This is a genomic window from Collimonas sp. (genome assembly GCF_044339385.1).
Lineage (GTDB): Bacteria > Pseudomonadota > Gammaproteobacteria > Burkholderiales > Burkholderiaceae_D > Collimonas.
Genome location: NZ_JBIIVN010000077.1, coordinates 1 through 11,518 on the forward strand (window position 1 = coordinate 1; position 11,518 = coordinate 11,518).

The window sequence follows — 11,518 nt, forward strand, 5'->3', positions numbered from 1 at the left end:
CACGGCTAGCTCCTTGAACTCCGCCGTGTACATCTGTTTTGGTATCTTCTTCATTGCTGGTCTTTCCAAAGGATCGTTGATTTTACGTTACCTATGGAAGACTAAATTTCGGGGGAAGCTCAAACAGGCAGGACCTGGCGCTCTCCACCGATCCTACATGGCCATATCCCGCGTCTTCCTTACACCACTGATTGTCGCGTGTGCGCTGTTCATGGAAAACATGGACTCCACCGTCATCGCCACCTCGCTGCCAATGATGGCTCAGGATATGGGTGAAAGCCCGATTGCCCTGAAGCTGGCAATGACCTCTTATCTGGTCAGCCTGGCGGTATTCATTCCAATCAGCGGCTGGATGACTGACCGCTTTGGCGCCCGTACCGTGTTCCGCAGCGCCATCGGCGTGTTCATGCTCGGCTCGATCCTGTGCGGTGTTTCGAATACGCTGGCCGAATTTGTCGCCGCCCGCTTCTTGCAGGGAGTCGGCGGTGCCATGATGGTGCTGGTCGCCCGGTTAGTCATCTTGCGCACCACCTCCAAGGCTGAACTGGTGCGTGCGCTCAGCTATCTGACCATTCCAGCCTTGCTGGGGCCGGTGATCGGGCCACCTCTGGGTGGCTTCACCACCACCTATTTCCACTGGCGCTGGATTTTCTTCATCAACGTCCCGATCAGCATCCTCGGCATCTATCTGGCCACACGCTTCATCGAAAACCTGCGCAGCGACGATACCGTGCCGCTCGAACTGGCCGGCTTCCTGCTATCGGCTGTCGGCTGCTCGACCCTGATGTTCGGCCTGGCTAGCGCCGGCCGTCATCTGGTGGCGGTTGATATCTCGATGATATGCGTGATAATCGGGACGATCAGTTTGCTGGCTTATGTCTGGCATGCGTTGCGCACGCCGCATCCCCTGATCAATTTGCGTCTGCTGAAAATTCCCACGCTACGCATGAATGTGTTCGGCGGTTCACTGTTCCGGATCGGCGTTGGCGCCTTGCCGTTCCTGCTACCGCTGCTGTTCCAGCTGGGCTTCGGCCTGACGCCATTCCAGTCCGGCTTGCTGACCTGCGCGTCAGCGGCCGGTGCCATCTTTGTCAAAACCATGACTACCGTGGCGCTCAAGCGCTTCGGGTTCCGTAATGTGCTGGTCTACAACACGCTGTTGGGAACCTTATCGATGGCGGCATTTGGCATGCTGCAGGTCGATACACCGCATCTGGTCGTGATCCTGATGTTGCTGCTCGGCGGCTGCGTGCGCTCCATGCAATTCACCAGCCTTAACGCGATTGCCTATGCCGAGATCGATCAGCGTCAAATGAGCCAGGCGACCAGTCTGACCAGCGTCGCGCAGCAGTTAGCGATCGGCCTGGGCGTGACCGTTGGCGGCTTTGCCTTACAGGTATCGAATCAAGTGCAGGGCCATGCGACAATTGTTAGTGCCGACTTCTGGCCAGCGTTTCTGCTGATAGGTTTGATTGCATTGGCATCACTGCCTTTTGCATTGAAATTACAACCGGATGCGGGCGCGGAGCTATCCGGCCGCAGATAGTCACTCACAGACGAGGTAGTTGCGTCGCTACGCATGGCCCTGGGCAACCATTTTTATCGCCGAGGGCTTTGCCAATCTCCTCATCGGGTTTTAGCTGCTTGCGGGTGAGCACGTCTTTGCCCGCCTACTTCGAGATATTTGTGGAGGCGTGAGCGTCAATCAAACCGCAGGTTATACACGACATCCAATCCATTGATCGTACCGCCGCGCATGACCATCGACCAGCGGCGCGAAAATTGCCAGGTAAGTCGCAGGATGCTGGCGGCGCTGTTCAGGCTTTGCTCGTAGCCAAGATTGATTTTTTCGGTAATTGCCCTGCCCAGGCTGACGACCTGCTCGTTTTCGATACCAGACTCGCTCGATCCAATCGAGAACTCGTCAAAACCGATGCCTTGCGCGATCTTCTTGCCGCCCAGGTTGCCCAGCAACGCCAGCGCCTGTCCGGCTGCCTGCCGTTGCCCCAAGGCAGAACTATCGCTGCCATGGCCGAACATCAGCCAGGATAGTTTTTCCTCATCCGACACGCTCGGCTCCGATACCAGCTTGACCCGCAAATTGGACGGCGTACCGGTTATCTCCGCGCCGGCTTCAACATCCTGATTACGCTTCATGGCCAGAATATAAATATTCGGATTGTCGATCGCCCCCTGGAAATTGATCAGTCCGCGTTCAATCGCCAGCTTGCGGCCGAACACCTCATAACTGCCGCTTGCGACCGAGATCGTGCCGGTGGCGTGCAACGGTTGATAAGGCTCGCTACGCACCTGCATAGCGCCACTCAGCAACAGATCGGCACCGCTGCCGCGGAAGCGGAAATCGTTGCCGAAATCAACCTCTACGTTCATCACCGGAGTAGCGCCGCCTGCCGGCTTCTCCGCTGCCTTGGCCAAGCGTTCCTTTTCGGTCAGCGGTGTGGCGCGGACCTTGACGTCTTTGCGAACGATAATTACATCATCGCCCAGCACCGGTGCGCTGCTCTTCGGCAAATCAAACAAAGCCTTGTCCACCTTAAACTTGCCATCAACATGAAGTTGATCCTTGACATTAGCAATCTTGGCTTGGCCCGACAGCATCAGTTGTCGATCGGGACTGGCAAACAGTTGCAGGCGGTCGGCGATGACATTGGCAGTCAGATCGGGATTATCAGGCCCCAGTTGCAAGCGCCCGTTCGCACGTATGGTGCCTTCACCGCCGTGGAACTCCATCTGCTGCAAATCGACCACGTTATCGGCAATCTTCAAGCGGGCAATACCATCCTTCAATTTGATACCCTGGTCGAACAGGGTCAACGCCATTTGGTCGCCGCTGACAGTTCCGGACACTTTCGGCTTGCCAAGTTCCCCGGCCAGACTTAAATCCATGCCAATGCTGCCATCCAGCGCAACCTGCGGCCCCAGCAACGCCGCCAGTGATTTCAACTGCGGCACCTGCAATTTGACGCTACCGCTCAATGCAGAACTGTCGCTGACAGTCCAGACGCCGCCATTACTCTGCATCGCAAGCTGTAACTGGGCTGTCAGAGAGCCAACTCGGGCCGCAGCAATCCGGCTATCCAGCTTGATATGATTAGATTGCAGATCGGCGCGCAACTTAAATTCGGACAAGCCAAGGCTGATATCGCCGCGGCCCGGGTTGAAACGCAAATCACCGCTACGCCGGGCAACCTGCAAGAAGCCGCTGATGCTGTCGGCCAAGGTGAAATCCCAACTGCTATCCAAGACCAGATCTGTCTTCAGCGGCAGCTCTGAAACGCCAAACTCATGCGCCAGATTCAATATGGTGCCGACATGAAGTCCATTTATCTCTCCTGCCGAACGTATCTTGCCATTATCGTAGTTAAAATTTTTCAAGTCGATCTTCGCATCGGCCACGCTCAAACGCGTTGCGCCCACCACCAGGTGCCCTGCTTCGGCACTGATCGACAAAGGCGCATCGAGGCTGATGCGCGGCGTACCCTGGCTCTGCAATTGGCGCAACTGGCCCTGCCAGCCGTAACCACTCTTACCTTGCGTAAGCTGGCCTTGCGCCGCCATCGTCAGGTGCAAGGGTTTGCCGCGCAGATTGCCAGAACTTTCCAGCTTCAATACATGCGCGCCATAGGTGCCCGACAAATTCAAGTTCAGTTTATCCAGCGCGACATCGTCACCGCTATGCAAACCGTGGCCATCGATAGTAAGCGCCAGGCGATTGCTACCGGAGTTGAGCTTGGCGTCGATATCGGCCTGGACATCGGCGTTGCCTGCCAGACTATCGACTCGATGCTCGCCAAACGCCAGTTTTTCAGCACGGTAGGTCGCTTGCACATTAGGTCGCTGCAAGCTGCCGCTGGCCTGTCCATCAACATGCAAGGCTCCGGATAAACCAAATCCCAGACGCTGCAATTGCGGCGCCTCGATCTTCAGTTGCAAGCGATCGCCGGCGGCACCAAAACTGCCAGTGGCGCGCACCGCATTACCCGCCACCGACAGCGAGATATCGCTCGGCAGCAAGCGTTTACCGGCCAGACTCAACTGACCGCTACCGCTCATCGGCAATTCATCATAGCGGCTGTCGTGAATTGCGAACTTGAGCTTGATGCTCAGTTCCTGCGCCAGATTGCCGCTGGCATCGAGATCCATATTGATATTCGCCGTAGCCGTGTGCGTCTTTGTCTCGGACTTGCCAGATGGTGCGCTATTGTCGATCCACAAGAATGGATCAAATGCGCGCAAACTGCCTTTCAAGACATAAGGCATTTGTCCATCGCGGCCGAGAGTGCCACTGGCATCAACGCGCGTCGCGCCTGCCGCCAGTTGCGCACTTTTCAGCGTGATCTGCTTGGCATCGAGCACGGCTTCGAGTTTGGCTTTGTAAGTTGCATCAGCCAGGTCCAGCGCAATCTGCTGGTTCTGCGGTGTCAGCTTAAGGTTGACCGCCCCTCGTAATTGCGAGGATTTCAACTTACCGTGCAACGCATGCAGATCCAAGCCAACGACGGCGAAGCCGAAATCGCCACTATCTTTATCCTTGCCGTCACTATGGTAGATTCCCTCGCCGCTGATGAGTGCATCTTTCAACAACTTTATTTGCAGTCGCGATATCTGCTGCGTCTTTGCATCTAGCGTGACATCGGCGCTGGCGCTGAGCAGCGGCAAACGATCCTGGTCTAGCGCTCCGACCATCGCATTGGTGATGCGAACCGGTCCGCTGACTGCAAGGGTTGACAAATCGGCCGGCGGCGCAAGCGGATTGGAATCGCCCGCAAGTGCTTGCGCTACAAGCGGCTTCAACTCCACCTGCAAGCTCAAATCAGCCTGAGGTGCGCCACGGCTGAACAGTTTTGGATTAACGTGCGCAGCCTGCAACAAAATGCTCTGAAACGGAAGCGGCGCAAACGGCGTCGCCGCAATTCTGGCAGTGCCAGCCAACTTGTCGCCGTACGCATTCAAATCGATATCGAGCAACTCAAGCGTGCCGGACAAACGTGCATCAACCTGATATTTCTCCTGCTGGTATTCTCCGCCCAGTTCAATCCCACCACTAAGCGCGAACGGACGCAACCCATTCAGGCTGAGCCGAGCACTCGCCCTGCCGTATGGCGTATCGAGCCGCTCCAGCAGCAGATTGTGCTGGAGGCCATCGGACTCCCCGCGCAATAGCAGATGGCTCAACTCGGTCGTACTCAAGCCCTCATGCAACACCAACTGGGCCAATGAAATGTCATTGAGCTCCAGTTGCAATGGCAGCCTGAGACTTGCCGGTAGCACGGTTGGCGTCGGCGGCGTAGGTTGCAGGCGAGCTTCGACTTTGCCGACATGCAGATAGGCCACTCGCAATTTCAGAGGCGACATGCTTACATGCCAGCGGCTGTCAATCCGGTCAATCGCATATTCCTGGGTTGCGTCGCGATACACCAGTTGGCGTAACTGCATCCCATCGGCCAGCGTGCCGCCAACGACCTGGCCGGACAGGTTGCCATGCATGACCCAGGTGGCGAACTGCCACAAGACACGCGTGCCGGCCTCGGAACGCACACCGAAAAACAAAACCGCCGACAGCACCACCACCAGCGCAAGCATGGAACAGGCCAAGCCGACACAAAGGCGTAGCCAGTCACGTCTGCGGGTGGCAGTTGGCGGGCTTTCTGGTTGTGGCGATGGAACGGGCGCTTGGGTCATTCGTTCAGTCTTGAAAATGTGAGTAAATCAAAAGGCGATGCCGAGCGAAATATGCGGCCGGAACTGCTTGGCTTGTATGCCGTAAGCAAGGTCCAGATTGACGGTGCCGACCGGGCTGCGATAACGTATCCCAGCACCAGTGCCAACCTTGATCTCCTTGTTTACCCAACTGTCGGTGGCGGTGCCGATGTCGTAGAACAATGCCCCGCCCCACTGCTGGGTAACCCAATGTTGATACTCGGCGCTGCCGGTAGCCAGATATTTGGTCGGGTAGACGGTGCCGCTCTGGGAGTTGCCGATGCTGTCGTAGCTATAACCGCGGATCGACTCGTTACCACCTGCACGGAACAACAGGGATGCCGGCAACGCAGCGCTGGAACCGCTGGTAAACACGCCGCCGAGTTCGGTGCGCAAGATGACTACATCGCGTTTACCAATCGGGAAAAAATATTTGTAGCGGCCGTCGGCACGGAAGAATGTCTGATCGGTCAGCAATCCCTTCAAAGCGAAGCCGGTTTGTATCGAAAAGATGTGGCCGCTGCGCGGAAAGATCGAATCGTCGACGGCGCGCCGCGCCCAGGCGAATCCGGGTACCAGAGCCTGATGCTGTCCCGGCTGAACCACAGTATTCGGAGGTAGCGTAGCACCATCGGTTTGCTGCAACTTGTCCCGGTAATAATCCAGAGTCAGTGCGGTATCGTAGTTTTCCAGCGAACGCGCGCGCTTGAGACCGACCTTGAGGCTGCGCAAATCGACGCCCTGCAAGGTAGTGCGGTCATATGAGCCGTTGATGCCGTTGACAAAACTTCGGGTATCCGGCGGCATCGACAAATCCAGTGAGTCATACTGGCGACGCTGTTCTATCTTGGTCTGGGCATCGAACACCCAGGCTTTGCCAAACAAGTTGTAGTTGGTATAACGGCCCTGCACCTGAGCCCCGGTATCCGTCGCATAACCAAGCCCGGCACGCAGCCGTTGCGCCGGAAACTCGCTGACCTGAACATTCACCGGCGTTTCGCTGGCGTGTGCCGGATCATCATTGATGCTGACGATCACATTGCCGAAGTAAGACGTATTCTGGATCTGTCGCTGCAGTAATAGCAGGCGGTCAACGCTGTACTCCTCGCCAACAAACAGCGGATTGACATTCTCGATAATGCTGGCCGGATACCGTTTGGTACCGGTGATATGCAAAGGCCCAAGCGTAAAACCTGGCCCGCTGTCGTATTCCACCGCCAGTGCGGCATCATTGTCCTCAGGCGTGATGCGGGCTTCCGAGCTGGAGATCTTGGCCGCCGGATAGCGCCGCTTTTGCAAAGCCTGCAAGCCGTCATCCTTGGCCTTGGGCCAGTCTGCCTGACGAAACGGCTGCCCTGCCGGCAATCCCCAATTCTCCTTGATCTGGCCGACCCGTTCCGGGCTATCTGTGGCAGCACTGCCAGTCACGTCGATGACCGCCTGCGAGACCATGGTGCGCTGATGAGTGTCGACTTTGAGATGGATAGTCTTGAGTTCGCCGGTCTCCACAGTAACGCTGGTAGTGGTCGAAAAATAGCCTTCGGTCGAGGACAACTGCGTTATCTGGTCACCCACCGTGTCGATCAGGAATTTAAGCTGATCATCACTGAGGTCCACGCGATCCTTGTAGCGCGACAAATCCAGATGCTCTTCCAAAATGCGCTTGAGATCTGACGGCGCCTCTATTTCAACCCGATATGCCGCAGTTGCTGCCGGCGCGGCAATCAACGCCGCCAGCACCAGCAAGCCTAACAACCCATCGGAACGGGATGGCACCCACCAGGCTGCTGCGGCACGCAGACGCATCAGCATGGGCAGCAACCTGTGCGGAGTGGTGCAACAGAAATTTGAAGTTCCCTCAAGAAACTCGATAGAAGCATGGGTAAGGACTAAATTACATTGACGGGATGTAATTTTAGCAAACATTAATTTGAATTAAAAAACTAACGTTGCCAATCGCTCCCGGCGCTGGCTTTGACAGACTAGGAAACCGCGGCGGCCAAGCCGTCCGCGGTAGCAATGGCTACGCTGGATAAGTCATTTTTGCCGGTTGTACCCAGTCGCTGAATTGCTGCTCGGTGACATAGCCAAGCTCCAGCGCCGCTTGCTTGAGGGTGCTGCCATGATGGTGGGCATGCTTGGCGATCTGCGCGGCACGGTCGTAGCCGATATGCGGTGCAAGCGCTGTCACCAACATCAGCGAGCGCTCCATCAGCTCGGCGATGCGATCGCGATTGGCAGCGATGCCATCGACGCAATGTTCTTCAAAGCTGGCCATACCGTCTGCCAGCAAGCGCACACTCTGCAAAAAATTATGAGCGATCAGTGGTTTAAACACATTCAGTTCGAAATTGCCGGAGGCGCCGCCGAAGTTGATTGCAACATCGTTGCCAAACACCTGACAACACAGCATGGTAAGCGCTTCGCACTGAGTCGGGTTGACCTTGCCAGGCATGATCGAGCTGCCTGGTTCGTTTTCCGGAATGCTGATTTCGCCCAGTCCCGAGCGCGGCCCGGACGCCAGCCAGCGCACATCGTTGGCAATTTTCATTAATGCCGCAGCCAGCGTCTTCAAGGCACCGTGGGCGGCGACCAACGCATCGTGCGAGGCCAGCGCAGCGAATTTATTGTCGGCGCTACGGAACGGCAAGCCTTCTGTCTTGGCCAATTGTGCTGCCACACGAATGCCGAAATCCTTTGGTGCATTGAGTCCGGTGCCGACTGCCGTGCCACCGGCGGCTAGCTCATACAATAGCTCCAGCGCCGCCACGATGATTTTTTCAGCCAGGTCAAGCTGCGCGACATAGCCTGAGAATTCCTGGCCCAGAGTCAGCGGCGTGGCGTCCTGTAGATGAGTGCGTCCAATCTTGACGATATCGTCGAAGTCGACCGACTTCTTATGCAGCGTCGCTCGCAACTTGCGCAAAGACGGCAGCAGCACGTTGGCGCATCCCAACGCCGCTGCCACGTGCATCGCGGTCGGGAAAATATCGTTCGAAGACTGGCTCATGTTCACCGCATCGTTGGGGTGTACCAGCCTGGATTCACCGCGCACGCCACCCAGCAGCTCAGAGGCTCGGTTGGCCAACACCTCGTTCATGTTCATGTTGCTTTGGGTACCGGAACCGGTCTGCCAGACCGACAACGGGAATTCCTGAGGATGTTTTCCAGCGACCACTTCCTGCGCCGCCAGGATGATCGCATCTGCCTGAGTTTTTGGCAGCTTGCCCAGATCCTGATTGACCTGCGCACAAGCCTGCTTGACCGCTGCCAGCGCCACGATCAGTTCATTCGGCAGGCGTTCGCTAGAGATATGGAAGTGATGCAGGCTACGCTGTGTCTGCGCACCCCATAACCGGTCATCCGGCACGTCGATTTTGCCAAAAGTGTCGCGCTCTGTTCTGGTAGTGGTCATGTCATGCTCCATCAAATAACGGGGATTTTATCGGCCCAAGACCGACGCATACTGGCTTGCTGCGCGTCGGAAAAAAATCGAAGCGCATGGCTTAACTAACCTATAGTAATACTTTTCCGGCGCGCAAGAGGTCTTCGATAGCCGAAGCCGCAACCGGTTCGCTGAAGTAAAATCCTTGCATTTCATCGCAACGGTGCCGCTGCAGATAAGACAGCTGTTCCTGCGTCTCGACGCCCTCAGCGATCACTTGCAGGCGCAGGTTATGCGCCAGCGAGATAATTGATGCCACGATTGCCGCATCATCCTGATCGACAGTAATATCCCGCACAAACGATTGATCGATCTTCAGCGCATCGATCGGGAAGCTTTTCAGATACGCCAGGCTTGAATAGCCGGTGCCGAAATCGTCAATCGACAACTGCACGCCGATCGATTTCAAATCATTGAGAATACCGACCGCCAGTTCGACATCGGTCATCACAAGGCTCTCGGTTAACTCGATTTCCAGGTAGTGCGGTGCCATCCCGGTTTCTTCAAGCACCTGCGCCACTGACTGCACCAGATTCTGCTGAAAGAACTGACGGGTCGACAAATTGACCGACATGCGCAGATAGCCCAGCCCCATGCGCTGCCACGCCTTATTCTGCTCGCAAGCGGTATGCATCACCCAGGCGCCGATCTGGGCAATCAGGCCGGTCTCCTCAGCCAGGTTGATGAAGCGCGTCGGTGAGATCATGCCCAGTTGCGGATGCTTCCAGCGAATCAGGGCCTCCATGCCTACCACGCGCCCGGTGCGCAAATCGACCTGCGGCTGGTAGTACAACAGCAATTCCCGACGTTCCAGGGCATTGCGCAAATCGCCTTCGATGCGCAACCGCTCCAGCGCCCGTTCATTCATCGCTGCGGTATAGAACTGGTAGTTGTTGTTGCCCATTTCCTTGGCGCGATACATCGCGATATCGGCATGCTTGAGCAGGCTTTCGGGATCGGCGCCATCGTTGGGATAAACCGCAACGCCAATGCTGCAACTCAGAAAGAAATCATAGCCCTCGATTTGCAGCGGCTGGGCGATCGAGTCCATCACGCCCTAAATCAGGCCAGCGCTCAGCTCCTCATCCAGTCGCTCCGGCAGGATCAGAATGAATTCGTCACCCCCAAGCGCGCAATCGTATCGGCTTCACGAGCAAAAGCCTTGAGGCGCAACGCCACCTCTTTGAGCAATTGATCGCCAGCATTGTGCCCCAGCGTGTCGTTGACGAACTTGAAGCGATCCAGGTCGACGAAGACTACCCAAACGCGGTGTCCGTATAACTCGCCGTAGACAATTGCCTGACTCAAGCGGTCGCTAAGCACATTGCGGTTGGCCAGCCCGGTCAGCGTGTCATGCTGCGCCTGATGCTCCAGTTCGGCCTCGTAGCTTTTCATCTCGGTGATGTCGTACAACGCTGTCACGAAATGGCTTACACGGCCCGAACTATCCTTCACCGGTGCCACATAAAGATCGTTCCAGAACATGGTACCATCTTTGCGATAGCTGCGGAACACCGCGTTAGCGCTGCGTTGCTCTCGCAATGCAGCACGAATCTCTTCCAATCCGAGCTGTTCATGATCATCGCCATGCAATAACTCCAGATTGCGCCCGATTATTTCAGACGATGTGTAGCCGGTGATGCGTTCGAAAGCGGGATTCACATATTCGACAAGATGATCCGGCAGTTTGGCGCTGGAAATGATAATGGCATGGGCGCTCGATTCGATGGCGCGCTCGCGCAACTGCAACGCGTCCTCGGCGCGTTTGCGCGCGACGATATCTTCTTTCATCATTTGCGTCGCCAGTCGGACTTGCTGCGTTCGAGCGTCGACAAGTTGCTCGATGCGCTTGGAACGGGTCGACAGGAAATGTAAATAAGCGGCACCAATAAAACTAAGCAAGCTGCCCAGTATAAGCACCAATATCGATCCGGCATTCTTCTTCGTAAAAATACTTGGCGGCGCTGAGGCATCGACAAACCAGGATTTACCGGCAAGCTCAAAGCTCTGCGACATATCTTGCGGCGCGTCGTAAAGTAACCACGAAGGTAGCCAATTGAACAACTCGGAGCGGGCAACAGGGTTACCCTGGCGATAAACCAAGCTGGCCTCCTCCGACCTACCGCTCGCATACACCCGAAGATAAAAATCATCGCGTGCCTGGGCACCGTCCTTGGCCAAGACACTGTTGACAAAAGCATCCGCCCAGACCGCGGCACTGGTATAACCTATCAAAGCGCGACGGCGGTCATCGTGAGCTTCCCCCGAAATTTAGTCTTCCATAGGTAACGTAAAATCAACGATCCTTTGGAAAGACCAGCAATGAAGAAGATACCAAAACAGATGTACACG

6 protein-coding genes are annotated in these 11,518 nt (G+C 56.2%); 1 reads left to right on the forward strand and 5 read right to left on the reverse strand.

The features are described 5' to 3' along the window. The first annotated feature begins 157 nt into the window (after positions 1-157). A complete protein-coding gene (locus ACIQ0R_RS07320) occupies positions 158-1,546 on the forward strand; it encodes an MFS transporter (RefSeq protein ID WP_395825607.1) in 1,389 nt (462 codons plus the stop codon). 155 nt (positions 1,547-1,701) lie between these two features. Here ACIQ0R_RS07320 and ACIQ0R_RS07325 read toward each other — a convergent pair whose 3' ends face one another. The 5 genes from ACIQ0R_RS07325 to ACIQ0R_RS07345 all read right to left on the reverse strand — a co-directional run bounded on the left by ACIQ0R_RS07325 (position 1,702) and on the right by ACIQ0R_RS07345 (position 11,401). Further along, complete coding sequence (locus tag ACIQ0R_RS07325; protein WP_395825610.1) at positions 1,702-5,703, reverse strand: translocation/assembly module TamB domain-containing protein; 4,002 nt, start codon at positions 5,701-5,703, stop codon at positions 1,702-1,704. A gap of 27 nt (positions 5,704-5,730) precedes the next feature. Then, positions 5,731-7,533, reverse strand: coding sequence for an autotransporter assembly complex family protein (locus ACIQ0R_RS07330; RefSeq protein ID WP_395825614.1), 1,803 nt, complete (start codon positions 7,531-7,533; stop codon positions 5,731-5,733). 211 nt (positions 7,534-7,744) lie between these two features. Beyond that, positions 7,745-9,136, reverse strand: coding sequence for a class II fumarate hydratase (gene fumC / locus ACIQ0R_RS07335; protein WP_395825617.1), 1,392 nt, complete (start codon positions 9,134-9,136; stop codon positions 7,745-7,747). Positions 9,137-9,236: 100 nt separating this feature from the next. Next, the gene (locus tag ACIQ0R_RS07340; RefSeq protein ID WP_395825620.1) at positions 9,237-10,217 is read right to left on the reverse strand and encodes a putative bifunctional diguanylate cyclase/phosphodiesterase; all 981 of its coding nucleotides are present in this window, start codon (positions 10,215-10,217) and stop codon (positions 9,237-9,239) included. Between the two features lie 53 nt (positions 10,218-10,270). Then, entirely contained in the window at positions 10,271-11,401 is a 1,131-nt protein-coding gene (locus ACIQ0R_RS07345) for a diguanylate cyclase domain-containing protein (protein ID WP_395825623.1), read from the reverse strand. Positions 11,402-11,518: the final 117 nt, after the last annotated feature.

Bases quoted from the DNA above. Each gene is read 5' to 3' on its own strand.
- ACIQ0R_RS07330 (WP_395825614.1), bottom strand. From the start codon at position 7,533: ATGCTGATGCGTCTGCGTGCCGCAGCAGCCTGGTGGGTGCCATCCCGT.
- ACIQ0R_RS07340 (WP_395825620.1), bottom strand. From the start codon at position 10,217: ATGGACTCGATCGCCCAGCCGCTGCAAATCGAGGGCTATGATTTCTTT.
- fumC (WP_395825617.1), bottom strand. From the start codon at position 9,136: ATGACCACTACCAGAACAGAGCGCGACACTTTTGGCAAAATCGACGTG.
- ACIQ0R_RS07325 (WP_395825610.1), bottom strand. From the start codon at position 5,703: ATGACCCAAGCGCCCGTTCCATCGCCACAACCAGAAAGCCCGCCAACT.
- ACIQ0R_RS07320 (WP_395825607.1), top strand. From the start codon at position 158: ATGGCCATATCCCGCGTCTTCCTTACACCACTGATTGTCGCGTGTGCG.